Here is a 26,525-nt window from a genome sequence, read left to right on the forward strand (position 1 = left end):
CTTAACCCGACGTACCGACTTTACCTACCTATACATTGGGAACCCTAGTCTCAGGCTGACCCTATCATATCAGCTGATGGAGGATGGGCTCGCTCATAGTAGCGCAAAATTTCCTGCGCCGTTTCCTCAACGGCACGATTTTCGGTGTGGATGACAATACAGCCCAGTTTGCGCATGAGCGCGCGGGCGTCCTCCAAGTCCCGGTACACGTATTCGGGATCGGCATAGCGCGAAGCGACGGCGCTCGCGCGCCCCAAACGGCGCTGCCGGATGCCGATGAGCACCTCGGGCGTCGTCATCAATCCGAACAGCCGCGTGCGGTCGACCTGCTCGAGCTCCGCCGGAGGCTCGGTGGTGGGATCGAGGGGGATGTTCGCCACTTTGTAGCCCTGCTGCGACAGGTAGATGGACGTGGGCGTCTTCGACGAGCGCGACACGCCCAGAAGCACGATGTCGGCCTGGTGGAGCTCCTGCGGGTTGCGGCCGTCGTCGTGGGCGATGGTGAACTCGATGGCCTCGATGCGCCGGAAGTAGTACTGGTCGGCAACGTGCAGGCCGCCCGGCTTCGTGGACGGCTGCTTGCCCGTCATGTGCGCGATGGCGCCGATGGCGTCCGTCACGAGGTCGACCGCCACGATATCATCGCGGCCGCCGGCGTATTCGGCCAGTTGGCGCGAGAGGTCGCGGTCGACGAGCGTGTAGAACACGAGCATGCGCCCGTCGCCGGTGTTGCGCTTGTGCACGGCGCTGTGCTCGTCGATGAACTCCTTGATCTCCTCGAACGTGCGCACCTTCGGCAGCACCTCGATGACGGGGTTCGTGACGCCGAACTGGGCGGCGGCCGCACGGGCCACCGCCTGGGCCGTCAGACCCACCGAGTCGCTGATCACGTGGATCGTGGGCAACTCGGTGGAGCTTCCGTAGGCGATGAATTCGTCCATGGGCTACTTCGCGCCCTTGGCCATCTTGCCGAAGTCGGCCACATGGGCGAACACGGCGACGAAACGGTTGAGCAGGCGCAGGCGGTTCTCGCGCAGGGCGAGGTCGTCGTCCATGATGAGCACGTCCTCGAAGAACGCGTCGATGGGTGCGCGCAGTGCGGCGAGGGCGGCGAGGGCCGCTGCGTAGTCGTCGGCGGCGAGGGCGTCCTCCACGCGCGCTGCCGCCTCGTCGGTGGCGGCCAGCAGCGCGCGCTCGGCATCGGCGGCCAGCGCCTCGTCCGCTTCGACGCCCAGATCGGCGTCGCGCAGGTTGTTCGCGCGAGCGTAGGCCGTGGCCAGGTCGGAGAACGTGTCGGGATCGTCCACGCGCGCGGCTTCCAGCGCGCGGGTGCGCGCGATGATCTGCGCAGGCTCCTCCACGCCGGTTGCCAGCACGGCCTCCACGGCATCGGGCGAGCAGCCGCCGTCGCGCAGCATGACCTTCGTGCGCGTCACGAAGAAGTCGGCCACCTCGGCGCGGATCGCATCGCGGTCGAAGTCGATTCCGGCATCCTGGTAGGTGTCGAGCGCCGCATCGATGGCGGCGGCCAACGACACGGGCAGGCCCGCTTCCAACATGGCCACGATGCCGATGGCGCTGCGGCGCAACGCGAACGGATCGGACGAGCCGGTGGGACCCTGGCCCACGGCGAACAGGCCGCAGACGGTGTCCAGCTTGTCGGCCGTGGCCACGATCCGTCCCACGTCCGACGCGGGAGGCTCGTCGCCGGAGAAGCGCGGGCGATAATGGTCGGCGATGGCGCGGGCAACCTGGTCGCTCTCGCCGCAGGCGGCGGCGTAGTAGGAGCCCATGACGCCCTGCACGCTGGTGAACTCCACCACGGCGTTCGTCACGAGGTCGGCCTTCGCCAGGTACGCGGCGCGCTCGGCGTCGGCGGCGTCCGCCTCGCTCAGCTGCGCGTCGGCGGCCAGATGCTTCGCCAGGGCCACGATGCGGTCGGCCTTCTCCTTCATGGTGCCCAGCGTCTCCTGGAACACCACCTCGTCCAGGCGGTCGACGTACGTCTCCAGCGGATGCTTGAGATCCTCCTCGTAGAAGAACTTCGCGTCGGACAGGCGGGCGCGCACCACGCGCTCGTTGCCGCCCGTGATGGTGTCGGCGTGCGCCGGGTCGCCGTTCGACACGACGATGAAGTTGTTGGTCAGCTTGCCGTCCGCGTCGTACAGCGGGAAGTAACGCTGGTGCATGAGCATGGCGTCGACGATGATCTCCTCGGGGACGCGCAGAAACTCCTCGTCGAACGTGCCCACCAGCACCGTGGGCTGCTCGCAGAGGTTCACGACCTCCAAAAGCGTCTTCTCGGGAAGCTCGGCGCGGGCGCCCGTGCGCTGCTCGGCCTGCGCCACGCCCTCGCGGATGACCGCCTCGCGCGCCTGCTCGCTCGACACCACGTGCGCAGCCTCGACGACGCCCAGCAGATCGGCGGCCGTGGCCACCTCGTGCGGCCCGGGAGCTAGGAAGCGATGGCCGCGCGTGAGGTTGCCGGCCGTAAGGCCCGCGAACCGCACGGGGATCACGCGCTCGTCCAACAACGCCACGAGCCAGCGCACCGGCCGCGAGAAGTACTCGCTCGTGGTGCCCCAGCGGCACGACTTCGGCCACGAGATGCCCGTGATCACGCCTTCCAGCACGCCGGGCAGCAGCTCGGCCACGTCGCGGGCGGCGATGCTCTTCGTGGCGAACACATACTCCACGCCGTTCTCCTCGCGGCGTTCGAGCGCGTCCACGTCCACGCCCTTACCGCGCGCGAAGCCCGTGGCGGCCTTCGTCGGGTTGCCGTCGGCGTCGAAGGCGATCTTGGCGGACGGGCCGCGGAACACCTCTTCGAGCGCCTCGGTCTCGTCGGCCACATCGGCCACGATGGCGATGAGCCGGCGCGGCGTGGTGTAGACGGCCACGTCGCCGTGCGGGATGCGCACCGCGTCCAGGGCCTCGGGCACCAGCTTCTCCAGCTGGAGGGTCGCGCGGTGCAGGTCGAACGCCGGAATCTCCTCGGTGCCGATCTCGAACGCAAGCGTATGCAGGCTGCTCATCGTCCGGCCTCCTTCCCTGCTTCGTCGTCCTCGGCGGGCTTGATGCCCACCACGTGCTCCATGTACGAGGCGCACACCGCCTTGGCGATGGTGCGCACGCGCAGGATGTAGGCCATGCGCTCGGTGGCCGATATCACGCCGCGCGCGTCCAGCAGGTTGAACGCGTGGCAGCACTTCAGCACGCTGTCGTAGGCCGGCAGCGGCAGGCCCGCCTCCAGCGTGCGCAGGCACTCGGCCTCGCGGTCGTTGAACTCCTGGAACAGGAAATCGGTGTCGGCCACCTCGAAGTTGTAGCGCGAGTACTGGCGCTCGTTCTCCAGGTACACGTCGCCGTAGGTGAAGTTCACGCCGTCGGCGCCGCGGCTCCACACGATGTCGAACATGCTGTCCACGCCCTGGATGTACATCGTCAGGCGCTCCAGGCCGTAGGCGATCTCCACCGGCACGGGGTTGCACTCGAAGCCGCCCACCTGCTGGAAGTAGGTGAACTGCGTCACTTCCATGCCGTCGATCCACACTTCCCAGCCCAGCCCCCAGGCGCCCAGCGTGGGGCTTTCCCAGTCGTCCTCGACGAAGCGCACGTCGTGCGCGTCCACGTCGATGCCGATGGCGCGCAACGACCCCAGGTACAGCTCCTGGATGTTGTCGGGCGAGGGCTTCATGAGCACCTGGAACTGGAAGTAGTGCTGGGTGCGGTTCGGGTTCTCGCCGTAGCGGCCGTCCGTCGGACGGCGGCTGCCCTGCACGTAGCAGGTGCGCCACGTGTCGGGGCCAAGCGAGCGCAGCGTGGTGGCCGGGGCGTTGGTGCCGGCGCCCACCTCGTTGTCGTAGGGCTGCAAGACGACGCAGCCCTGGTCCCCCCAGTATCGCTGGAGGTTCATGATGACGTCCTGGAACGTCGGAGGGAGCTGCGCTGCAGCCCCCTGCTCCGCAGCGGCGGATGCATGTTCGGTTGACATGGTTCTCCTTGTCTCGATCAAACCCGTACCCCCTCGGCCGCGTGCGCTAGTCGAGTAGGCTGAAATCGTTGAGCGGCCAGTACACCAAAGCGCCCCTTCCCGTCACCGAGGAGACGGGTATGGCTCCGAAGAATCGAGAATCCTGCGAATTCGTGCGGTTGTCCCCCATCATCCACAGATAGCCCTCGGGCACCGTGTAGGGATAGGAGACGTCGCTGGCCAGCGTGTAGGAGGGCAAACCGCGGGTGTACGGTTCGGACAGCGCCACGCCGTCCACGTACACAAGGCCGTCCTCGTCGTTGATGTCCACGGTCTGCCCGCCCACGGCGATGCAGCGCTTGATGAGCACGCGCCCGGGGATCTCGGGGTCCTGGAACGTCACGATATCGCCCGGCTCGGGGTCGCGGAAGTAGTAGCTCACCTTCTCGGAGAACACCATGTCCCCCACCATGATGGTCTCCTCCATGGAGCCCGAGGGGATCTTGTAAGCCTGGAACACGTACGTGCGCAGCACCCACGACAGCCCGAATACGAAGGCCACCATGACCAGCAGGCTGAGGAAGGTTCTGAGTATGCCCGGGCTCTGGCGGTCGGCGTGCTGTCCGGAATCCATGTAGTCTGTCTATCCTTTCGAAGCGGGCGCTCGGCGCCCGAACAAGATCACGAGCGTATATGATAGCGCGTCGGCGCAATTCGTCCGGCGCGTTCGACAAAGTTTGCAGAAATTCCCGATCACCGGGCGAAACCCTCGCGACGCGAGAGGCGGGAGGCTATCCCAGCAAGCCCACGTCGCCCAAGGGCCAGAGCACCGCCACGCTGCGCGCCTCCGCCGACGCGACGGACACGGCGCCGAAGTAACGCGAATCTTGCGAGTTCGTTCGGTTGTCGCCCATCATCCACATCATGCCTTCGGGCACCGTGTAGGGGTAGGAGACGTCGCTGGCAAGCGTGTACGTGGGCAGGCCGTCGGTGTAGGGCTCGCGCAGCGCGACGCCGTCCACGTACACGAGGCCGTCCTCGTCGTTGATGTCCACGGTCTGCCCGCCCACGGCGATGCAGCGCTTGAGCAGCAGGCGGCCGGGGATATCGGGGTCTTCGAACATAACGATGTCGCCGGGCTCCGGGTCACGCAGGTAGTAGCTCACCTTCTCAGCAAGCACGCGGTCGCCGGTCATGATGGTCTTTTCCATCGAGCCGGTGGGAACAGCATAAGCGTGCCCCACGTACACGAACGTCAGCCACGACAGCAGCGCAACGAAGCCCGTCCAAGCGAGCAGGCCGAAGAAGCGGCGCAGGATGCCGGGCTTCTGGTACGCAGCGTGCTCTCCGGAATTCACAGGCCCAGATCCTTAAGATAGGCGCGATCGGCCGCGCTCAGATCGACGTCCTCGAGCAGATCGGGTCGCAGGCGCGCGGTGCGCTCGAGGCTCTGCTTGCGGCGCCAGTCGGCTACGGCCGCGTGGTTGCCCGACAGCAGCACCGGCGGCACGCCCATGCCGCGAAACGTCGCCGGACGCGTGTACTGGGGATATTCCAACAAGCCGTCGGCGAAGCTCTCGCCCAGGGCGCCCGTCTCGGCGCCCAGCACGCCGGGCAGCTTGCGCACGGCGGCGTCGATGACCACCATGGAGGCCAGCTCCCCGCTGGTCAGAACGTAGTCGCCCAGCGAGATCACGCGATCGGCCAGCGCGTAGGCGCGTTCGTCGATGCCTTCGTAGTGGCCGCACACGAACAGCAAGCGCTCCTCACGCGACAGCTCGCACGCCACGGCGTCCGTGAACGGCTCGCCGCACGGCGACAGGAACACCGTGGTCGGGCGCGGGCCCGCGCCCGCTATGTCGTCGTAGGCCTCGAAGATGGGCTCGCACTTCATCACCAGGCCGTCGCCGCCCCCGTACGGGTCGTCGTCGGTGGTGCGGTGGCGATCGTGGGTCCAGTCGCGCAGATCGTGCGCCTTGAACTCGAGGATACCCTTCTCCTGGGCGATGCGCATCATGGAGGAGCCCATGACGGAGGCGTACATGTCGGGGAACGTCGACAACGTTTCGATGATCACGGGCGGGTCCTTTCGGGTGCGGGGGCGAGGGCGCGGCCCGCTACAGGTCCAGCAGGCCGTCCGGCAAGTCGACGTCGATGCGGCGCGCGTCCTCGTCCAAACCGACGACCAGCGCGTCCACGAGCGGCACGAGCACGCGCCTGCCCCCGTCGGCGGGCGCGACGCTCAGCAGGAACTGCCCGGGATTCTCCACCACCGACTCCACGACGCCCACGAAGCCCGCGCGCGCGTCGCGCACTTCGAAGCCTTCCAAGCCGTCGGCCTCGGCGGCCAGCGCGCTTTCGGGCAGATCGGCGCGGCGCACGAGGCAGCTGCACCCCACCAGCAGCTCGGCGACGTCGATGGAGTCGACGCCTTCGAACGTCACGAGGAAGGCGTCTCTGCCCGCGTCCTGCACGGACAACACGCGCGCGCGGCGCGGCGCATCGTGCCGAGGCGGCACGAAGGCCACCTCCATGCCCTCTTCCAGCAAAAAAGGAAGACCCGGCGCGCAGCGCGCGACGAGCCCTCCTGTCAAGGTCTTCGTTTTAGATAGCTCGGCAACGTTCGCCCACGTACGCATTTAGTCGAGAAGCTCCACTTCGACATGGGTGTTCGTACGCGATGCAGCGGCACGCGCCAACGTGCGGATGGCCTTGATGACCCGCCCCTGGCGACCGATGACCTTGCCGGCATCTTCTTCGTTCACGCGAACTTCGACGAGAATAGAACCGTCCTCGGCATCGCTCGACGTGATCTCCAGATCGTCGGGAAACTCGACGAGCGGGCGCACGACGGACTCGACGAGACCGACGATGTCTTCCGTCTGCTCGGCCATGATGCTTACGCGTTCTCGCGAGCGCGCTTCAGCAGGCTGGCAACCGTATCGGTCGGCTGGGCGCCGTTCTTGATCCACTGGTCGACCTTCTCCAGGTCGAACTGCACCATGGCAGGCTCGGTGCAGGGGTTGTAGCGACCCACTTCCTCGATGAACTTGCCGTCGCGCGGGCAGCGGGAATCGGCAACGACGATGCGGTAGTACGGGCGCTTCTTGGCGCCGTGACGGGCCAGGCGAATTTTGACTGCCATGAAGATGAACTCCTTTTGCTTCTTACATTCGATTCGATGCGTGCAGCGCGTATGCGGTGCAGCGAAAACAGCAATTGCTTATGATACGGCGTAATCTGCTGTTTGACAAGCGATTACCAAGCAGAATTGTAACGCGCCGGACTTACGAGCGCATCCCCGACCTCCCGCATCCTCGAAAATCCCACGTTTGGCGGCAAAACGCCTCTTTTGCAGGAGAACCGGGCACTTCGCGCGCATCGTCGCCCAAAACGTACGGTTTAGGCTGTGATTCCGTCCGTTTCGGGCGACAACGCGGGCGGCGCGACGGCGATGCGAACGCCGCGACGGCGATGCGGGCGCTATGGCTACAAGGCGCGCTCGGACCGGGCGCGTGGCTAGCCTCAGCTGGGAAGCGCCGCGCCGAAGCAATCCTTGTAGTAGATGTGCATGTCCTCGAAATTGCCCAGAATGCTGCAGAAGCCGCCGGGTATGGTGCCCACGCGCGTGAATCCGAGGTCCTCGTACAGGTGGATGGCGGCCTCGTTCGAAGCCACCACGGCGTTGAACTGCAAGCCGCGGAAGCCCTTGCGGGCGGCCTGCGAGAGCGAGTCCTTCACGAGCTCGCGGCCCAGCCCCAAGCCGCGCGCGCTGGACGCCACGGCGTAGCTGGCGTTGGCCACGTGCACGCAGCGCCCCACGTTGTTCGGATGCAGGATGTACAGGCCGAACAGCTTGTCGTCGATCGCGGCCACTGTGGTCAGCGTCTGCTCGGCGAAGAACGCGCGTGCCGTCTCCATGGTGAGGGGCTCGACTTGCGGGAACGCCTCCCCCGCCTCCACTACTTCGTTCCATACCTTGATCATGCCCGCGAGATCCTCCTCGCGGTACGGCCGAATTTCCAACGCCACGGCGCACGCCCCTTTCGTAAAGTCAACGCAGGCAGTATAGCACCGGCACCCCGCTCGAGGGCGCCGGCGTGCCGGCTATTCGGTCACCAGCTCGCGCACGTCCACGCGTTTCACCTTGCGGGCCGACACGTAAGCAGCCACGAGGAACACGAGCGCGAGCCCCATCGCCAGTCCCGACACCATGAGCGGGTTGGCGTCCAGCGAGAACTGCGACACCCCGAACAGGCTGAACAGCTTGCTGACCAGCCATCCTCCGCCGAGCGTGGCCGCCGTCGCCCCCAGCGCGCAGCCGACGAGCGCCACGCAGAAGAATCGCAAGGCGAACTGCACGCGCAGCGCATGGCAGGTGAAGCCGAGCGCGCGGTACGTGCCGAGGTCGCGTCGCTCCACCGTGAAGAAGTGACCGATGATCAGCGACACGGTCAAGAACACGAGCGCTGCGGCCACGAGCGCCATGCCGTAGTTCAAGAAGACGAACAGGCTCTGGATGAGCTCCACCATATCGCTCGTGCCGGAGAACAGCCCGCCTGGCCGCGCGTCGATCCCATCGCCGAAGCGCGCTTCCAACGCGGCGCGCGCCTCGTCGGCCTTGCCCGGATCGGCGAGCGCGTACTGGCGCGGCACGCCGGAGGCGTAGAGGTCGCTGCCCGTCAGGTCGCACAAGCCGCCGAACGTGAGCACGCAGCCGTACCCCGCGTTGAGCATGCCAGACAGCGTGCCGCACACGAGGAAGGAGCGCTCGGTGCCGTCCACGCCTCTCACCGCGAGATCGTCGCCCATCTCAAGGCCCATGAGCGCAGCCAGGTTCGTGCCAACGAGCACCTCGTTGTCGTAGAGCGGCGCGCGCCCTTCCGAGGTGTTCGACACGAGCGAGGTGTCGGTGAGGCCCACGAACGTGCGGATCTCGCCTCCGAGTTTGACCATCGTGAATGACTCCTGCCACTTCCGCTCGATGGGACTCACATCCTCGATCACGCGTTCCACCTCCTCGAAATCGAGGTCGGGCGAAACCGCAGCGACGGTCACGTCGCTTCTCCATATCCCGAATGTGTCGTAGGCGGCATCCGGCTTGCCGAGCGTCCCGCAGACGCCGAACACGAGCACCACGAACGCGCTGAGCAAAAACGCGCAGACGGCCAGCCCCACGTAATGCCGCTTCGCGGAGACGACGGACCGCAGCGCGAGCTGCAGGTTGAGTCGCGCGCCGGTGATTGGCCGCGATGCACGGCTGACGAAGCTCACGTCCTCCGTCCCTGCGCGCAGCGCGACGAGCGGCGAGATGGCTCCGAGCTTGCGCGCGCGCAAGCAAACGACCGCCGCAACGAACGCGAGGAGCGCGGCCAGGGCCGCGAACACTTCGACGGGCACGGCATCGTTGCTTGCGAGCACGCCGGTCAGCGGGGCGAAGAACGGGAGCGCGAGCGGGAGCGCCGCCGCAGCCAACGCGAAGCCCAACGCGAAGCCCGCGAGGCTCGCGCCGACATGCTCGACGATGAGGACCCCTGCCAGCATGCGCTGATCGAGGCCGACGGCCTTGAGCATGCCGTAATCGGCGTAATGCTCCTCGATGGACGACGAGATGGTGTGCGCGCAAATGACGAGCGCCACCACGAACAGCAGGCAGGCGAACGCGCCCATGACCGCGGCTCCGATGACCACCACCATCATGGCGTAGCCGGCCAGCGTCGTCGAGCTGAACACTCCCGGCGCGATCGCGCCCCAGGCCGTGTCGTCGACGATGGCGCGGGTCAGATCCGACGGCTCGGCCCCGCGCGAGCGCGCCTCGTCCGACAGGAACACGTTCACCTCGACGAGCCGGTGCGCGAACGGCCCGGCCGAGTAGATGTCGACGGGCTCGCCGCGCACGGCGACGGCCTCGTCTACGGCGCGCGCAAGCTCTTCATAGGTCTCGAGCGCCACCTCGTAGCGCTTGAGCTCCATGAACGAGGTCCCCATCTGCGGATCCTCGATGAACCCGGCGACGGTGAGCGTTCGGGATCGCGCGCCCACCTCGAGCGTCACCGTGTCGCCGATCTCCAGACCGGACGAGGCCTTCAGCGGAAGCGGCACGTACGCTTCGCCGTCCCCCGGAGGCTGCGGATCGTCGGCGAACCCGGTGCCGTCGGGCGTGAGCAGCTTGCAGGACGCGCCTTCGCCCCATGCCTTGTAGAGCACCGCCAAAGGCGGGTTTTTGTCGGCGCCCTCCCCCTCCCCGTCGTCGAGCAACGTGGGGATGTTGAGCGCGCCGTTGGTGCGCACCTCTCCCACCTCGTCGAGGCCTTCGAGCTCCCTCGCCGCTTCATCGGTGAAGCGAGACGACAGGTCGTACGCGTACACGTCGCCGGCTCCCGCCTCGACCAGCGCCTCGGTCTCGCGCGCGTTCAAATCGACGTACATGCACAGAGCGAACGTGAGTGCGGCAGCCGTCAACGCCATGAGGAACAGCAAGCCGAGAAACGGGCCTTTCCCGCTTTTGATCCCTGCCGCCACCAGCGTGCGGATGAGTGCCATGATGACCGCCCCCTCACCAGGAAAGCGAAGACAGCCAGGCACTCACCTGGGCTTCGCGCGCTTTGACGTAGGCCACGCCGCCGCTTGTGCACCAGGCGGGCAAATCCAGCTCGCCGCAGACGGCGCCGTCTTCCAGGTAGAGGATGCGGTTCGCGCGCACGGCACATTGAACATCGTGGGTGACCATGCAGATGGACTGGCCGTTGCCGTTCAGCTCGCACAAAAGCGCGAGCACCTCGATGGTGTTCGCGCGGTTGAGCGAGCCGGTGGGCTCGTCCGCGAACACGATGTCGGGGTCGTTCACCACGCTGCGCGCCACGGCGCAGCGCTGCTGCTGGCCGCCGGAAGTCTGGCTCGGCAGATGGTGCGCTTCCTGCGTCAGCCCCATGCGCTCGATGAGCGCGCTCGCGGCCGCGCGCGTCGCGGCCGTCGATCGGCCCTTCTTGAGGTAGCCGGGCACGGCCACGTTCTCGAACAACGTGAGGTTCGACACGAGGTGCGCCTGCTGGAACACGAACCCGAAGTGCTGGGCGCGCAGCTCGGCCATGTCCCGCTCGCGCAGGCCGGTGACGGATCCTCCCCGGTAGCGCACGTCGCCGGCCGTGGGCGTGTCCATGCCGGACAGGCAGTAGAGCAGCGTCGACTTCCCCGAGCCTGACGGCCCCATGATGGCGGTGAAGTCGCCTTCGTGCAGCACGAGGTCGATGTTGCTCAGCACGTGCGTCTGCACGCCGTCGGCAGCGTAGCTCTTCGAGAGCTTCTCGGTTTCGATGATCGGTGTCTTCATTGGCGGCCTTTCAGATGAGTCTGTCGTCTGAAAGGGATCATAGCCGCACCGACATTAAGGAATCCTTAAGAGATGCGACATCTTGAAACACCGTCAATGCCGTGACCTGCGTTTTTAGAAACGTCAAGACCATCAACGCTGGGAAAACGCCCATTCAGGATATCCCAAGGATATGGAGGAAGCGAGACGGGAACCATGCTCAAGGGGCAGTTCGATCGTCACGCGCAGGCCGGGGTCGGCGTTCTCGAGGCGCACGGCGCCGCCCATCTGCTCGACGAGGTAGCGGACGATGAACAGGCCGAGGCCCGCGCCCGGCGCGCCGTCCGCGTTGGCGCTGCGGTAGAAGCGGTCGAAGGCGAACGGAAGGTCTTCGGGCGCGATGCCGGGCCCGAAGTCGCGCACCTCGATGCAGTACCCGTCGCCCTGCGCGCTCCCGGTCACTTCGATAGGGGATCCCGGAGCGTACTTGCTGGCGTTTGCGACGAGGTTCTCGAGGGCTTCGGCAAGACGCTTAGGATCGTGCGACACGACCGCCTGGTCGAGGCGTCCGAGTCGTACGGAGTCGCCGACTTCGAAATCGGCCACCGCCTGGCGGACGGCGCGGTCGATGGGGGCGCCCTCGCACGACACCGCGATGCGGTCGAGATCGGCAAGCGCATGCAGGAACAAGTCGTCAGTGAGCGATGTCACTTCATCGCATTTTCGCACGATGGTCCGCGCGAAGCCCGCGCGCTCTCCCTCGTCGCGAGCAAGCCCCAGCTCGAGCGCCTCGGAGTAGGCGCGGATGGACGCGATGGGCGTCTTGATGTCGTGCGACAGCGCGGCCACCGTAGTCTTGCTCTGCTCGAGCGCCTCGGCCTCCGCTGCGCGAGCACGCTTGATCTCCTTGCGCATGTTGTCGAATGCCCAGGTGAAACGTCCGAACGGGTTACCGCGCTCGTAGCCGAGCGGCAGGTCGAGGTTGCCGCGCGCCACCTCGTCGGCGAACGATTCCAGCCGCGAGAACGGTCGCACGACGCTTGCGTGCAGGGAGCCGGTCACGATCCAGACGGCGGCGACGCCGACCGCGCAGAGGGTCCACACGAGCGCGAACGGCAGGCCGCCGCGCTCATCAGCGACGCTGCGCAGCGTTTCCTGCGCGTCGGCGAGCGCCCGATCAGCGTCTGCGAACCCTGCATCGACCGCCAGCTCGGCGCGCGCACCGTTGAGGGTGACGACGCCTTCGCGCGCCCGCGAGGCCGCACTATCCTGCACGAGCGCCGCCGTCGCCACAGCGGTCGCGATCGCCAGCGCGAGCGTCGCCGCGAGCGCGCAGGCGAGCAGCCGGTTCCTGGCAGCGCGCGCCTCGCGGCCGGTCGGAGCCGTTCGCGCCCGCGTCACGACGGCTCCCCCGACGCGTCGAAGCGGTAGCCCCGGCCGCGCACGGTTTTGAAGTAGGCCGGGCGGGAGGGGTCGTCTTCCAGCTTCGCGCGCAGCCAGCTCATGTGCACCGACACCGTCTGCGGCTCCACCTCGGTAAACGCGCCCCACACCTCGGCCAGCAGGCGCTCCTTCGACACGGCCTCGCCTTCATGGGCGATCAGGAAGCGCGCGAGGGCGAGCTCCTTGGGCGACAGCGGCACGTTCTCGCCATGCTTCGCAAGGGTGCCTGCGCCCTCGTCGAGCGAGAACGGACCGGCCGCGAGCACGCCGCCCACGCTGCCCGCGCGCCCCTGCGAGCGCCTGAGCAGAGCGTTCACATGCGCCAGCAGCTCGCGCAGCGAGTAGGGCTTCGGCAGGTAGTCGTCGCCGCCCGTGTCCAGCCCTACGATGCGGTCCGTCTCGCTCGTGCGTGCCGAGGCGAACACGATGGGCACGTCGCTCGCCCGCCGAAGCGCCGCGCAGGCGGCGAACCCGTCGTCGCCGGGCAGGTTGATGTCGAGCAACACGAGGTCGAACGGGCGCGCGACCAGCACGTCGTAGGCCTCCTCGGCGCTTGCGGCGCGCTCGACCGCGAATCCCTCGCTCTCGAGATAGCGCGCCGCGATGGCAGACAGGTCCGCATCGTCGTCGACTATGAGAATGCTCGGCACGGCTCTCCCCTCCCAGTAGATTCGCGCGCGGCGCGAAAACAATGCGCCAGGTTGGCGCTAGCAAGCCAGCGAGGCCGGCCGCAGCGTCGGCACGTTCCGCTGGCCGAAGGCCGGCGGAACCCCCTACTCGCCCAGCATGTCCTGGAGCTTCTTGAGGTCGGCCATGTTCATGCCGCCCATGCCGCCGGGCAGTCCCATGCGGCGCCTGCGGCCTTTCTTCCCCTTCTTCCCCTTCTTGCCGCCCTGCATCTCCTCCACGGCAGGCATCATCTTCTTCATCATCTTCTTCGTCTCGTTGAACTTCTTCATGAGCTGGTTCACGTCCGAGACGCTCACGCCTGCACCGGCCGCGATGCGCGCACGGCGCGAGCCGTTCAACAGCTCGGGCTTCTCGCGCTCGGCCTTCGACATGGAGTTGATGATGACCTCCATGTGGTCGAACGCATTCTCGTCCACCTGGCCGGCGGCCATGGCCTTGTCGCCGCCCGGCAAGGCCGACAGCAGCTTCGATACGCCGCCCATCTTGCGGATCTGTCGGTTCATATCGATGAAGTCGTTGAGCGTGAGGTTCGCGCGCATCATGCGCTCGGCTTGCTCCTGCTCGACCTCCTCCTGCTGCACCTTGACGGCGCTCTCGATGAGGCTGACCACGTCGCCCATCCCCAGGATGCGCTTCGCCATGCGGTCGGGGTGGAACTCTTCGAGCGAGTCCGGCTTCTCGCCGGACGAGATGAACTTGATAGGCTTGCCGGTGACCTGCTTGATGGAAAGCGCGCCGCCGCCGCGGGCGTCGCCGTCCATCTTCGACATGATAACGCCATCGAAGTCGACGCGCTGGGAGAACGCGCTGGCCACGTTCACCACGTCCTGGCCGGTCATGGCGTCCACAACCATGAGGATCTGGTCGGGCTTCACGGCGCGCTTGATGTTCTCGGCCTCGTCCATCATCTCGTCGTCCACGTGCAAACGGCCCGCCGTGTCCACGATCACCACGTCGCGCAGGTTGTCGATGGCGTCCTGGATGCCCTCCTGCGCGATCTTCACCGGATCCTGGCCGTCGCCGCGGTACACGCGCACGCCGATCTCGCCGCCGAGGGTTTCCAGCTGGTCGGCCGCGGCGGGGCGGTACACGTCGCAGGCCACGAGCAGGGGCGAATGGTTCTCCTGCTTCAGGCGGTAGGCCAGCTTCGCGGCAGCCGTCGTCTTGCCGGAGCCCTGCAGGCCTACCAGCATGATGACGTTGGGGATGCGGCTGCTCAGGACGAGCTTGCTGTCGGTGCGGCCCAACAGCTCGGTCAGCTCGTCGAGCACGATCTTGATGACGTTCTGCGCCGGCGTGAGCGAATCGAGCACCTCGGCGTCGAGGCAGCGCTCCTTCGTGCGGGCGACGAACGACTTCACCACCTTGAAGTTGACGTCCGCTTCCAGAAGCGCCATGCGGATCTCGCGCATGGCGTCGTTGATATCGTCCTCGGTCAGGCGACCCTTGCCGCGCAGACCGCTGAATATGCCCTGCAGGCGCGTCGATAGGTTCTCGAGCATGGTAGATGACTCCTCGTCGTATGCGTCGATTGAGCGTAATGCATGGAATTATACGCCAGCAAGACCCGCCGAGCCACAAACACACAAGCAATCCGAGCGCTCGTCAGAACCATCCGCCGCGGAGGCATCCGTTGCGGAATACTTTTTCAAACAGGAAACAATAAAGTATTCCGCATTCGGAATACTTTATTGCCATCGAGCAAACCAACGCGTTCGGACGGTTATAAGCTCTTCATCGGAATCACCCTGGAAATCGCAAGATCGAAAGGATGGAGCTCGTTTTCTTCTTCGTACTCAAACGTAACGCACGATCCGTTTTCGTATTCCATGCGTTCCAGATTTCCTCTTGCATCGTACCCAAAAGAAATGCTTCCGCAGAACGTATCACCATAGTACTCGTCGCAAAATGTCACCTGTCCACGACCGTCAGAGCAAACGCGCGCGAACCCTTCGACAGAACGCAGCGGAAGGAAAATGACGACAGGCTCTCATTTCTGCCCCACCGTTTTAACATACATGAGCTTTCCTGCGAATAATCAAGAATACTATCGACGCGGCAATACCTGCCGGTATCGCGAACATCGGCAAGCACATGATCAAACTCGAGAATATCATAGGGACAATATCAGCATCACTCGTATGCCCTTCGGCAGTCCAATAGCCAGCACAATAGACGATGCTTGAAACGACTGCGGTCGGACAGAAACAAGATATGAAAAGGTCTGAAAAGCTTCTGCTCGTCTTACAACATAAAGTCAAGGCAGTCGCAGCAATCACAAGGGTCAGCAAACCACTCCCTAACACGAAAGCCATAGCGACCTTCTCAGCTTCTTCTATGCTGTAGGACATGAAATACGCGGGCAAAAGCGCAGGAACGCCTATCATAAAGACTATGGACAACACTGCCAACAAGCATCCCGCAGCAAAGCTACCCGAACCTCGATCGACATCCCTTTCGAAAAAGTAAAAGATCTTCAAAGCCGTTCCTCTATTCATTTTTCAGATGCACTTTCACAAGAGCGTTGGATACGAAAAACTTATGCGGTAGCGCATTCTACGTCAATTGGCCAAACATCGTCTGTCCTGCACGCGACAGAATCGAAGCCATTGTTGAAGGATTTTCTACTTTTTGGTATTCATACTCAAAAGAGTAAGCTGAAGCATATGCATTAGCTATCGAAATGGATTTGAGATTTCCGTAGTCATCATAAGCGAAAGCGCGCTCCTCAATCACTCCAAGACCTTCTTGAGATACAGAAACAGCGACCAATCTACCAGACTCATCGTATTCGCATGACTTCGAGTAGCTATCATCTTCGTAGTTGCCGCTCACGCCGATAAGAAACCCGGTTTCGTCATAACACGACGATCTCGCATAGCTTTCCCCATTTTCCGTTTTCGATTCGCTTGATATTTCCGCCAAACCACCTTCTGGACTATACGAGTAGCGATCCACGCCAGAAGCACGAGTAACTTTATCGGAGCCAAAGCTCACTTCAGATTCCCACTCAGCACTTAATAGTCGCCCTTCGCCGTCCGGAGTGCATTGGAACCTCGTCGAAGTTACGACGGTACCTGCAGTTTCGTCTGACAACTTCTTCTCAACGATTCGTCCGACTGGAAAACCCCTCTCATCGAACTCCGACTCGACGACCACGATATCGGAGCCGCTGTCCTGGTTGCGATAAACCGCTCGGATAACATTTCCTCTATCGTCGAGTTCCATGGTTGCTATATTCTGAACCACGTTGACCGCACTACCATCATGAATTGTAGCGTGAGCATCGATGCTTTTTAACACGAACGCAGGTTGCAAATTAGCATCTTCTTGCTCTTCATCACCTGCATCATGGACTCCGTTGCCCGAACATCCGAACAAGCAAAGTACAGCGATCAAGCTAAAAGCAGTCGTTAGACCCCTCATCGTTTTCACTCCGCCCCTCCTTAACAAAGCGCAACTGCTTTCCACTAGTCGCTCTAATCGAATTAATCCGAGCCTTGTACACTTCCTTTGATGACTTGTTATAGCAAGTCATCAAAGGAAGTGTAGCACATACTCTGAAACCATGAAAAGCGACGGCCGTAGAATAATACTGGGCAAGACAATAAAGATGCTGCGCGAGGAGCAACACCTTTCCCAACGTCGTTTCGCTCTTATGGTGGGTACGAACCAAACTCACTTATGGCAAATCGAGTGCGGCCAGGTGAGCGTCGGGATCGATCTCTTGTGCAGGATTGCCGATGGACTCGATATCAAGGTCAAAGATCTCATAGATTTCTAAAAACCAGCTTTGCAGACAGCCGATTCAACCACGCCATAATCTTCAGGAACGCAAGATCAGGACAGTCCCAACAACGCTTCCAACCGCAAGCGGATGTAGCCGTTCAAAAGCTCCGTATACCGCTCGTCGAGCGGGAAGTCGGAGTGCGGAGCAAACTCGAAGCCGCGCAGCGTCGCGAGACGATCGCGCAGGTCGTCCGTCATCACGCGTTTCGCCTGATAATCCAGCAGCACGTTCGACGGGCTCTTGTACCACGCGGCTGATCGATCCAGGTCGGAAGCCGTCAAACCCGCGTCGATGTCGCGGATGAACAGCGACAGGTTGTTGTCGAAGATGGGCGCAGCGGAAACGAGCGAGCGCGTCCGGTTGTCGAACAGGAATCCGAAGTTCCCAAGATGACGATCGTCGTTGGCGATCAGCGCGTCGAAGACCGTCATTTCCGAGAAACGCTCGAACGCCTCCGTCCCCTGTTCGACGTAGACCGCCGCCACCTCGTCGAACGACAGCGTGCCGAACATGCTGGAGAACGTCGCGAAGCCGGTGTCGCGACTCGTGAACAAGGGGCTGGCGCTGCACAACTCGCCATGCCATCGCGCCAGATCGTAGGACGCATGGGAAAAGCCCAGGGCTTCGGCCAGCTGCGCCGCATAGTACTCGGCATGGGGCTCGAGCCCGTTCGAGTTGGGAGCGCCGGCCTTGTACAGATAGCGCTCGCCGTCGACGACGCGCCAGGCTTTCGGAAACTGGCCGCTCGTGGTCAGCTCGCCCGACAGTCCCTCCGGCACCCTCGACGTGTCGATCACGCCCGAGAACGCCGCCGTGGCGACGAGCTCGTCGAACGGATTCTCGTACAGGTTCTTCTCCGCGAACATCGCCTTCGACCCGTCGGGAACGACCCAATACGCATCGTTGAGCGAAAGGCCGTTGCACGCGTCGAGCATCTGCATCGCGTCGTCGAACCGTATGCCGTACTGGCGCACGATACGGGAGGCGAACGTCCGGTTCTTCGAAAGGGTGCGCGATTCGATCCACCGCTCGAACGAAGCCGCGTCGCCCGTCACGCGAAACGGCAGCAGCCCGCGCTCCGACTCGTCGCATTCCGCGCTCGCGCAACGCACGGCGCCGCTCGCGTCGCGCACCAAGGTGAACGACGCGAGGTCGTCGTCGTAGAGCTTCAGCAGGTATGTCCGCGTTTCCTCCATGCGCTCATTCTACCATCGCGCCGCGAAGCGCGTTCGGAACGCTTTTCCAACGTACGGCGCCGAAAGGCGTCTCGCGCTCGGATACGCCGCCCTTTAGAAATACCGATTGATCCCCGATTCGTCCTTCTCGCGGCGGATGGCGCCGCTGCCGACCAGGTGGTTGAGGATGACGACGCCCTCGGTGACGATGCACCAGCGCTGCACAAAGGATATCTCCTCCCAGGTGGGATACGGGACGTTCCACTTGATGGCGCGGATGACCTCCTCGCCGGCCAGCCCCGGCCGGTCGCGCACGATGCCGCACGTCTCCTCCAGGCGCTCCAGGTGGTGATCGCGCAGCCAGCCGATGCGCTCGTCGAAATCGTCGCGCGGCTCGCCGTGCGCGACGAACAGTTTCTCGCAGCGCAGCGCCCGCACCTTGTCCAGGCTGTCGAGGTAGGCCTGCAACCCGTCCGCTCCGTCGGGGAACAGCGCGATGCTGGGCGATATGACGAACAGCACGTGGTCGCCGCCGAACAGGATGCGCGATTCGGGCTCGTAGAGCGCCAAGTGCCCGGGCGTGTGTCCGGGCGTCTCCACCACGCGAAACCGGTAGCGCCCCACCTCGATGGCATCGCCGTCGCACGACGCCACGAGCTCCAGTCGCGAGGCGTCGAACAGGCGCGGCTCCACGGCGTAGCGCGCGTACCCCGACGCGTCGGACGGCGGCACGCCCTCGGCCGTGAACGCGCGCCGCGCCGCATCATAGGATGAAGCCGCGCGCGACGCGCGCACCGACTCGAAGTCCACGGGGCTTACGTACAGCTTCGCGCCGGGCAGCGCCAAGCGGTCGACTAGCCCCGCATGGTCGAGATGCAGGTGCGTGAGGAAGAAGCGCATCCGCGTGCGGTCGACATCGAGCTCGGTCAACGCAGCGTCGAGGATAGCGAAGCCCTCGTCCGACGGCGCTCCGGTGTCGATGACGAGCGTCTCGTCGCCGTCCTTCACGATGTAACAGTTCGTGTCGTTCGTGGAGATGTTCTGAAACGGCACGCGCACCTCGAACACGTCGGGGTCATGATGGACCTGGACGAACGCCATGCTACGCCCGCTCGTCGAACTCGCCGACCAACGCACGAGCGAAATCGTGCGCGTCGAAGTCGCGCAAGTCGTCCAACCCTTCGCCCACGCCGATCTTGAGCACGGGCAGCCCCAGCTCATGGGACACGGCCAGCGCGATGCCGCCCTTGGCGGTGCCGTCGAGCTTCGTGACGATGACGCCGTCCAAATCGAGCGCGCGGTCGAACTCGCGCGCCTGCGAAAGGCCGTTCTGGCCGGTGGTGGCATCGGTGACCAGCACGGTGTACACAGGCAGCTGCGAACGCTTGCGCACGACGTTCACCACTTTCTCCAGCTCGCGCATGAGGTCGGCCGACGTGTGAAGGCGCCCCGCCGTGTCGATGAGCACGAGGTCGGCGCCGCGGCTCTCGGCGCGCTCGATGGTGTCGTAGCACACGCTGGCCGGATCGCTGCCGCGCTCGCGGGTGACCACCTCGACGTTCGCGCGCTTCGCCCACACTTCCAGCTGCTCGATGGCCGCCGCGCGGAACGTGTCGGCGCTGCCGAGGATGGCCGTGCGGCCTGCGTCGGTCGCCTCCTTCGCCAGCTTGCCCACCGTGGTGGTCTTGCCGGTACCGTTGATGCCCACGAACAGCACGAGCGCGGGCTGGCCGCCCAGCACGTCCTCGCCACCTTCCGTGAACGTGGAGGCGATCTGGTCGTTCAGCAGGTCGAGCACGGCGTAGGCGTCGGGCAGCGCCTTGCGCGTGGCCTGATCGCGCAGGCCCTCCACGATCTCGGCGGCCGCGGCGCCTCCGACGTCGGCCAGGATGAGCGTCTCCTCGAGGCCGTCCCAGAACTCCTCGTCGAGATCGGGGCCGCGGTCGAGCAGGACGTTCATCTGCTCTTTGAACTTGTCGCGCGAGCGGGTAAGCCCCTCGCTGATCCTATCGAAAAATCCCATGTCGGGCTCCTTTCTTGGTCGCCTGAACAGTGTATCCCAAATGAAGCTGCGCGTCAGCGGCGCGGATCCTCCTCCTGCTCCCTACGCATATTGCGCAATGAGCGCGTATAGCCGACGAAAGGGAAGAACGAGAACACGAACCCGGCGGCGAACACCGCGCAGGCCGCAAGGCACGCCCACGACCCCGGCACGTTGCCTTGGACGGAGAGCCGCGCCTGCAACGCGAAGAGCAGCGCCGCCGCCAGCGCGCAGACGAGCGCCGCCCAGCCCAAGCCCGTCCGGCTCGCGCCGATCGTCTCAGCCTGCGCGTCGTCGTCGGTGTACAGCGGGACGGTGCCGGCCTCGGCGCGCACGATCTGCCACGACGAACCCATCGCAACGCTCTGCCAGCCGCCGATGCGGTACAGCTCCTGCGCCTCCGCCGAGAAGTCGCGCTGGAAGTCCACCGCGTAGTCGTACGCATGGGGCTCGCCCGCCTCGAAGCGGTACAGGATCCCGCACGAGAACCCGCTCAGATGCCATCCCCGCGCGCTCATGTCCGCGAGCATCGCCATGTCGTGCTCCGGCATAATGGCCAACCCGCCGCACAACCGGTATCTAGCCATGGTTCTCCTCGCCCGCCTCTCCCAGCTGCGCCTCCGCGAAGGCGACCAGCCGCTTGCGCCGAACGAAATCGCGCTCGAGCACCGCGCGCCCCTCGTCGGTGGCCGCGTACAGGATGCGGCTCTCGTCCTCGGCGATCTCGACGATCCACCCCGCCGCCTTGAGCTTCTTGAGCGTCGTGTACATGGTGGCCGGCCCGATCTTCACCGCGCCGTCCGTGGACTCCTCGACGCCCTGCATGATCCGGTAGCCGTGCACCGGCTCGAGCGTAGCCAGCAGGATCAGGAAGATGCTGTCGGACAGCTCCCCCGTCTCGTACGGGCTCTTCTTCGCCATTTCGTTCCTCTCGTATATCCATGATGGATACTATGCTACAATGAGACTGCTTGCAAGCGAACAATCTTCGATCTTCCCACTATACTCTATCTGGAAATGGAGCGTCCCATCATGGCTGAAGAGCGTTTGGAAGCGTCGGCTGCAAGCGAGCAGGCAGCAGGAAATTTCGCATCAGGAGAAAGCTCCCCTTGGGGCAAGGAGCGCGGCAACCGGGCGTTCCGGATCATCACGCTGATCGCCCTGCCCCTTCTGTGGATCGGGTTCTTCCACTCCCTTTTCACGGGCAACGAGGGCAACATGTCCAGCTATTCGCTCGTGATACTCATGTTCTCGCTGTTGAACGCGGACGTGCTGATCAAAGGCGAGAAGCTGTCTAACAAGGTGCTCGACGTGCTAGCGAAGACCAACTGCGTGCTGCTGTTCCTCTGGGCAGCCGCCACCATCGTCCACGTGCTAGTGAAGTAGCGATCCGCAACCGGAGGATGAGACACTTACCCCGCCCCTCCGTCTCATCCTCATCTCCTCCTCTCGCAGCCAGAAGCTCGAAACGTCACCGGTTCGGAACGCGTTCTACATGAAGGAAGGCCGGCGGGCGTGCCGCGCGCAGTTCCGCACGAGCCGAAACGCCCAGCGGGCGTTTCGTGCGAGCTCAGGACTGTTTGAGCACGGCATGCCCGCCGGCCTTCGCAACACGCAGGTCAAAAGCTATTCCGCGTGCCGCAGCGCGTTCTCGAGCTTCTGGCTGACTACCTTCGTCACGCCGTCCGCCTGCATGGACACGCCGAACAGCATATCGGCCATCTCCATGGTGCGCCGCTGATGCGTGATCATGATGAGCTGCGTGGTGTCGCGAAGCGTGTCGAGGTACATCGTGAGACGGCGCAGGTTCGAGTCGTCGAGCGCGGCCTCCACCTCGTCGAGGATGTAGAACGGCGTCGTGCGGATGCGGTACACCGCGAACAGGAGCGCGAGCGCCGTGAGCGACTTCTCGCCGCCCGACATGAGCATCATCTTCGTGATGCGCTTGCCGCGAGGCTGCGCCGTCACCTCCACGCCCGTATTCTCCAAATCGTCGGGATCCACGAGCGTGAGCTCGGCCGAACCGCCCGGGAACAGCACGGCGAATATCTCGCTGAAGTTCTTGTTCACCGCTTCGAAGGTGCGTACGAAGTCGTCCTTCATGCGCGCGTCGATGACGCGGACGATCTTGGCGAGCGAGCGGCGCGCGCCGTCCAGGTCCGAAAGCTGCGCAGCCAGGTAGTCGTAGCGCGTCTTGAGCTGCTCGTACTCCTCGGCGGCGTCCGGATTGATGGTGCCCATGTTCGCGATGCGGCGTCGCAGCTTGAACGCCGCGTCCTCGGTGGCACCGCGATCCTCCAGCTCCGGCGTCTCGAGCGCGCGGTCGAGCGGAACCTTGCAGTCGTGGACGATGGCGTTCACCGCCGCGTCCACCTGCACCTCCAAGCGTCCCTTGTCCACGCGCGCGGCGGACAGGCGCGCGTTGGCGTCGTCGAAGGCGTCGTGGGCGGCTCGCGCTCGGGCGCGCGCCTCGTTCACGGCGTTGTGCAGGCCCGTCGAGGAATCCTGCGCAGCGGTGGCCGCCTCCTCGAGGTCGCGCGTCCAGCGACGGGCGCTGGCCACGAGCTCTTCGAACAGCGCGAGCAAGGGCTCGATGCGCCGCTGCGCCACCTGCTTCTTCACAAGGCTCTCGCGCGCCTCGGCGTCGCTCGATGCCACGGCCTCCAAATCGCGCGTGCGCGCGTCCACCACACGGCTCGTGTACGTCTGCCGCTCGGAAAGCGTGGCGGCCTTGAGCTTGGCTTCGGACAGCGCGTCGCGCAGGCGCGCGGCCTCCTTGCGAAGCGGCACCACCGCCTCCTGCGCTTCCTCGTAGCGCGCGGCTGCCGACTCCAGCTCCTGCTTGAGAGCGGCCAGCTTCTGCTCGAGCGCCTCCACCGAGGGACGCGCTTGGGCCACGGTGCGCTCGGCCTCGCCGCGCTGGCGCTCGATGTCCTCGAACTCGCGGCGCACGGCCGCCAGCTTCTCTTCGGCGCGACGCGCCTCGGCGCGAGCCGAATCGGTCTTGCCGCGCAGCTCGGCCAGCTCCTGCGACAGGCGCAGGCTCTCGCCTTGCGCTGCGCGCAGGGCCTCCTCGGCTGCCGCCGCACGCTCCTCCGCGCTCGCCCGCTCGCTCTCCGCGGCGCGCAGCTGCGCGCGCAGCTCCTCCAGGCGGCGAGCGCGCGCGAGCACGCCATCCTCGTCGTCAACCGCCGCGGCGCCCAAGGTCACCTTGCCGTTCGGCCACACGACGCATCCGCCGCGCGTCACGAAACGCACGCCTTCCGCCCCGCGCGCATGCGCGGCGAACGCCGCGTCGACGTCGTCGCATACCGCCACGTCTCCCAGCAGCGCTTCCACCGCCGCGGCGTCCTCGTCCGCGTACGCCAGCTCGTCGACGAGCGCGCGCCCGAGGCCGGCAGCGGCCGCCTCGCGCGCAGGGCACGCGCGGCGCGCCTCGCCCGCGCGCGGCACGAGCACCACCTCGCCCTGCTCGTCGCGCGCCGCCAGCGCCGCCACCACAGCGTTCGCCCGCACGGCGTCGTCCACCAACAGCGCCGACACGTCCGCCCCCAGCAGCCGCTCCACGAGCGCCTCGAAGCCCGCCGAGGCGCGCACGACGTGCGCGATGGGAGCGAGGTTCACGTCCAGGTCGACGGCATGATCCATAAGCCAAGCGCGCGCCGGGCCCGCGGCTGCGCTCGCGCGCTCGACCTCTTCGAGCCCCTTGATCTCGGATGCCAGAAGCGATGCCGCGTCGCGCGCCTCGTCCAGCGCGCCGCGCGCCGTCTCGCGCGCGCCCAGCGCCTCGCCCACGCGGGCGCGCGCGGCGCCCTCGGCCTCGACGAGCGCCTCGAGCGCCTGCCCGGCCTGCGTCGCGGCCTCCGCGAGCGACACGGCCTCCGTCTTCGCGCGCTCCAGCTGCAGCTCCAGCTCCTTGCCATGACCCTCGATCAGCTTCACATGCGCAAGGCCGCTGGTCAGCGCCTCCTGCGTTTCGGCCAGCTCGCGGCGCGCCTGCTCCTGCGCACGCTCGCCATCGCGCTTCGCGCGCTCCAGCTCCTCGGCCTCGCGCTCGAGCGAGCGGCGCTTCTGCGCGTTTTCGGACTGCTCGGAGGCCAGGCGCGCCACGTTCGCGTCGGCCTGCTCGCGGTCGCGCTGCACCTCGGCCAGCTGCTCGACGGCCTGCGCGCGATCGGCTTCGGCCTGCGCGCGCTTCGCGGCATTGGCCTCAAGCGTCACGCGCAGCTCGGCCTCGTAGCTCTGGGCGGCGCGGCGCTTCTCGTGCAGCAGCAGCGTCGCACCGTCGAAACGCTCGACGGCCGAAGAGGCGCGGCGGTGCCGGCGGGCCAGCTCTCCCGCGTCCACGCTCTCGCGGCGGATCTTCTCCTGCAGCTCCTCGGCCGCGGCCTCGGCCTGGGCGATGGCGGCGCGCTTCTCCTCCAGCTCAGCTTCCAGCGCCCGCTCGCGCGCGAGCGCGTCGTCCCACCCGCGGCGCAGCGTGCGCAGGTCGTCCACTGCGAGGGACAGGCTCAGATCCGCCAGCTCGTCGGCCAGCCCCTGGTAGGTGCGGGCGCGCTTCGCCTTGCGCTCCAGCGGCCCCAGCTGACGCTCCACCTCGGCGGCCACGTCCTTCACGCGGGCCAGGTGCGCGTCCATGGCCGCCAGCTTGCGCTCGCTTTTCGCCTTGCGCTGCTTGTGCTTCAGCACGCCGGCGGCCTCCTCGATGAGAGCCCGGCGATCCTCCGGCTTCGACTGCAGGATGGAGTCCAAGCTGCCCTGCGAGATGATGGAGTGCGTCCCCGTGCCCAGCCCCGAGTCGTGCAGGATGTCGAGCACGTCCATGCGGCGCGCCACCACGCCGTTGATCAAGTACTCGCTCTCGCCCGAGCGGTACATGCGCCTGGTGACGGCCACCTCGTCGAAGTCCACCGGCAGCGTGCCGTCCGAGTTGTCCAGCACGAGATCCACCTCCGCGATGCCCACGCTCTTGCGCGCAGACGATCCGGCGAAGATGACGTCCTCCATCGCCTGGCCGCGCAGGTGCTTCGCGTTGCGTTCGCCCAGCACCCACAGCACGGCGTCCGAGATGTTCGACTTGCCCGAGCCGTTCGGCCCCACCACGGCGATGATGCCCGGCTCGAGCGCCAGCACGCTGCGATCGGCGAACGACTTGAAACCCTTGAGGACCAGCGATTTCAGATGCATGGAACGGCTACCCCTGCTTGCGCTGCTTCGCGCGCTCGCGCTCGGACTTCTTGCGGGCCTTCTCCTCGGCGCGCGCGGCGGCCTTCTCCGCCTTGGCCTGTTTGGCGGCCTCGGCCTTCTCGGCGCGGGCCTCGCCGTCCACTCCCAGGCCGAAGAACTCGCCCAGGCGGGCGAGCGTGCTCTTGGCAGCCTGGCTCTCGGCTTCCTTCTTCGTACGGCCCGTGCCGCGGGCAAGCCCCTGGCTGCCGGCGAACACCTGCGCGACGAACGTGCGGTCGTGCGGCGGGCCTTGGGTCTCCACCAGTTTGTACGTGGGCGTGATGCCGTCTTCCTGCAGCTTCTCCTGCAGGGCGCTCTTGGGATTCTCGGGCTCGCGCGCCATGTCGGCCGACATGCGGGGGATCAACGTGGCGCGCACGAAACCCTCCGCAGCCTCGATGCCGCCGTCCAAGAACAACGCGGCCACCACGGCCTCGTACACGTTCTCCAGCGCGGAATGCAGCCCGCGCCGCCCCGTGCCCGTCTCGGAAGAGCCGAACACGATGACGTCGGCGAAGCCCAGTCGCTCGGCGACGTCGGAGAGGCTCGCGCCCGACACGAGCGCAACCTTGATGCGGGTCAGGCCGCCTTCGTCCAGATCATGGAACCGATCGAACGCGATGGTGGCCACGATGGCGCCCAGAATGCTGTCGCCCAGGAACTCGAGGCGCTCGTAGGAGTACTTGACCGATTTGCCCTCGGTGGCGGAAGGATGCGTGATAGCCGAAAGCAGCAGCTGCTCGTCCGCGAAACGGTAGCCGAGGATTTCCTGCGCTACCGCCAGTTTTCTCTGCTGTTCATCGGTGAAGGTCATGGCATGCTCGGGCTTTCGTTCAGGCTGCTGACGAGGTGCAGGGGAAGGGCTCCACGATTGATCG

25 protein-coding genes are annotated in these 26,525 nt (G+C 65.5%); 2 read left to right on the forward strand and 23 right to left on the reverse strand.

The genetic code is table 11. From position 1 onward, the window contains the following. Window positions 1-50 precede the first annotated feature (50 nt). The 16 genes from GT590_RS05945 to GT590_RS06020 form a co-directional block, all read right to left on the reverse strand. On the reverse strand, window positions 51-941 hold the full coding sequence (locus GT590_RS05945) for a pyruvate, water dikinase regulatory protein (RefSeq protein ID WP_009304482.1): 891 nt from the start codon (window positions 939-941) through the stop codon (window positions 51-53). A 3-nt stretch (window positions 942-944) separates the two neighbouring features. Next, window positions 945-3,035: a glycine--tRNA ligase subunit beta gene (glyS, locus tag GT590_RS05950; RefSeq protein WP_086414630.1), complete on the reverse strand. Its 2,091-nt coding sequence runs from the start codon at window positions 3,033-3,035 to the stop codon at window positions 945-947. After that, window positions 3,032-3,994: a glycine--tRNA ligase subunit alpha gene (locus tag GT590_RS05955; protein WP_009304484.1), complete on the reverse strand. Its 963-nt coding sequence runs from the start codon at window positions 3,992-3,994 to the stop codon at window positions 3,032-3,034. The genes glyS and GT590_RS05955 overlap by 4 nt, the downstream gene beginning before the upstream one ends. Before the next feature lie 46 nt (window positions 3,995-4,040). After that, on the reverse strand, window positions 4,041-4,607 hold the full coding sequence (gene lepB, locus GT590_RS05960) for a signal peptidase I (RefSeq protein WP_161170952.1): 567 nt from the start codon (window positions 4,605-4,607) through the stop codon (window positions 4,041-4,043). Window positions 4,608-4,764: 157 nt separating this feature from the next. Continuing rightward, window positions 4,765-5,331, reverse strand: coding sequence for a signal peptidase I (gene lepB, locus GT590_RS05965; protein WP_009304486.1), 567 nt, complete (start codon window positions 5,329-5,331; stop codon window positions 4,765-4,767). Then, complete coding sequence (trmD, locus tag GT590_RS05970) at window positions 5,328-6,050, reverse strand: tRNA (guanosine(37)-N1)-methyltransferase TrmD (protein WP_009304487.1); 723 nt, start codon at window positions 6,048-6,050, stop codon at window positions 5,328-5,330. The genes lepB (GT590_RS05965) and trmD overlap by 4 nt, the downstream gene beginning before the upstream one ends. 40 nt (window positions 6,051-6,090) lie before the next feature. Then, window positions 6,091-6,567 carry a ribosome maturation factor RimM gene (locus GT590_RS05975; protein WP_229068478.1) on the reverse strand — a complete coding sequence of 159 codons (477 nt, stop codon included), beginning with the start codon at window positions 6,565-6,567 and terminating at the stop codon, window positions 6,091-6,093. 45 nt (window positions 6,568-6,612) lie between these two features. Beyond that, entirely contained in the window at window positions 6,613-6,867 is a 255-nt protein-coding gene (locus GT590_RS05980) for a KH domain-containing protein (RefSeq protein ID WP_009304489.1), read from the reverse strand. Between the two features lie 5 nt (window positions 6,868-6,872). Continuing rightward, window positions 6,873-7,118 (reverse strand): 30S ribosomal protein S16, encoded by a 246-nt coding sequence (gene rpsP, locus GT590_RS05985; protein WP_009304490.1) that lies wholly within the window; start codon window positions 7,116-7,118, stop codon window positions 6,873-6,875. A 380-nt stretch (window positions 7,119-7,498) separates the two neighbouring features. Beyond that, a complete protein-coding gene (locus tag GT590_RS05990; RefSeq protein WP_086414632.1) occupies window positions 7,499-8,005 on the reverse strand; it encodes a GNAT family N-acetyltransferase in 507 nt (168 codons plus the stop codon). 75 nt (window positions 8,006-8,080) lie between these two features. After that, complete coding sequence (locus tag GT590_RS05995; protein WP_114526168.1) at window positions 8,081-10,516, reverse strand: ABC transporter permease; 2,436 nt, start codon at window positions 10,514-10,516, stop codon at window positions 8,081-8,083. Between the two features lie 13 nt (window positions 10,517-10,529). Further along, window positions 10,530-11,303 (reverse strand): ABC transporter ATP-binding protein, encoded by a 774-nt coding sequence (locus tag GT590_RS06000; protein ID WP_114526170.1) that lies wholly within the window; start codon window positions 11,301-11,303, stop codon window positions 10,530-10,532. 132 nt (window positions 11,304-11,435) lie between these two features. Next, window positions 11,436-12,683, reverse strand: coding sequence for a HAMP domain-containing sensor histidine kinase (locus tag GT590_RS14805; RefSeq protein WP_161170953.1), 1,248 nt, complete (start codon window positions 12,681-12,683; stop codon window positions 11,436-11,438). Then, window positions 12,680-13,375, reverse strand: a complete 696-nt coding sequence (locus GT590_RS06010) for a response regulator transcription factor (RefSeq protein ID WP_114526174.1) — start codon at window positions 13,373-13,375, stop codon at window positions 12,680-12,682. Before GT590_RS06010 ends, GT590_RS14805 begins: the two co-directional genes overlap by 4 nt. Window positions 13,376-13,498: 123 nt before the next feature. Further along, window positions 13,499-14,917: a signal recognition particle protein gene (ffh, locus tag GT590_RS06015; protein ID WP_009304492.1), complete on the reverse strand. Its 1,419-nt coding sequence runs from the start codon at window positions 14,915-14,917 to the stop codon at window positions 13,499-13,501. A gap of 1,054 nt (window positions 14,918-15,971) precedes the next feature. Continuing rightward, window positions 15,972-16,841, reverse strand: coding sequence for a hypothetical protein (locus tag GT590_RS06020; protein WP_157011139.1), 870 nt, complete (start codon window positions 16,839-16,841; stop codon window positions 15,972-15,974). A gap of 142 nt (window positions 16,842-16,983) precedes the next feature. Here GT590_RS06020 and GT590_RS14500 point away from each other — a divergent pair, with 142 nt between their 5' ends. Next, the gene (locus GT590_RS14500) at window positions 16,984-17,199 is read left to right on the forward strand and encodes a helix-turn-helix domain-containing protein (RefSeq protein WP_009304494.1); all 216 of its coding nucleotides are present in this window, start codon (window positions 16,984-16,986) and stop codon (window positions 17,197-17,199) included. Between the two features lie 56 nt (window positions 17,200-17,255). On the opposite strand, the gene GT590_RS06030 is transcribed toward GT590_RS14500, so the two are convergent. The 5 genes from GT590_RS06030 to GT590_RS06050 form a co-directional block, all read right to left on the reverse strand. Beyond that, a complete protein-coding gene (locus GT590_RS06030) occupies window positions 17,256-18,401 on the reverse strand; it encodes a HipA family kinase (RefSeq protein WP_009304495.1) in 1,146 nt (381 codons plus the stop codon). 93 nt (window positions 18,402-18,494) lie between these two features. Then, window positions 18,495-19,481 (reverse strand): MBL fold metallo-hydrolase, encoded by a 987-nt coding sequence (locus GT590_RS06035; RefSeq protein ID WP_009609129.1) that lies wholly within the window; start codon window positions 19,479-19,481, stop codon window positions 18,495-18,497. 1 nt (window position 19,482) lies between these two features. After that, window positions 19,483-20,403 carry a signal recognition particle-docking protein FtsY gene (gene ftsY, locus GT590_RS06040; RefSeq protein WP_021410536.1) on the reverse strand — a complete coding sequence of 307 codons (921 nt, stop codon included), beginning with the start codon at window positions 20,401-20,403 and terminating at the stop codon, window positions 19,483-19,485. A 53-nt stretch (window positions 20,404-20,456) separates the two neighbouring features. Further along, window positions 20,457-21,008, reverse strand: coding sequence for a DUF2812 domain-containing protein (locus tag GT590_RS06045; RefSeq protein ID WP_021410529.1), 552 nt, complete (start codon window positions 21,006-21,008; stop codon window positions 20,457-20,459). Continuing rightward, the gene (locus GT590_RS06050; RefSeq protein ID WP_009304499.1) at window positions 21,001-21,342 is read right to left on the reverse strand and encodes a PadR family transcriptional regulator; all 342 of its coding nucleotides are present in this window, start codon (window positions 21,340-21,342) and stop codon (window positions 21,001-21,003) included. The genes GT590_RS06045 and GT590_RS06050 overlap by 8 nt, the downstream gene beginning before the upstream one ends. A 111-nt stretch (window positions 21,343-21,453) precedes the next feature. Here GT590_RS06050 and GT590_RS06055 point away from each other — a divergent pair, with 111 nt between their 5' ends. After that, window positions 21,454-21,807, forward strand: a complete 354-nt coding sequence (locus GT590_RS06055) for a hypothetical protein (protein WP_009609139.1) — start codon at window positions 21,454-21,456, stop codon at window positions 21,805-21,807. A gap of 240 nt (window positions 21,808-22,047) precedes the next feature. On the opposite strand, the gene smc is transcribed toward GT590_RS06055, so the two are convergent. Both smc and rnc read right to left on the reverse strand, forming a co-directional pair. After that, on the reverse strand, window positions 22,048-25,608 hold the full coding sequence (smc, locus tag GT590_RS06060) for a chromosome segregation protein SMC (protein WP_114526178.1): 3,561 nt from the start codon (window positions 25,606-25,608) through the stop codon (window positions 22,048-22,050). 7 nt (window positions 25,609-25,615) lie between these two features. Next, window positions 25,616-26,461: a ribonuclease III gene (gene rnc / locus GT590_RS06065; protein WP_009304503.1), complete on the reverse strand. Its 846-nt coding sequence runs from the start codon at window positions 26,459-26,461 to the stop codon at window positions 25,616-25,618. Window positions 26,462-26,525: the final 64 nt, after the last annotated feature.

The organism is Eggerthella sp. BIOML-A1, assembly GCF_009875595.1.
Lineage (GTDB): Bacteria > Actinomycetota > Coriobacteriia > Coriobacteriales > Eggerthellaceae > Eggerthella > Eggerthella lenta.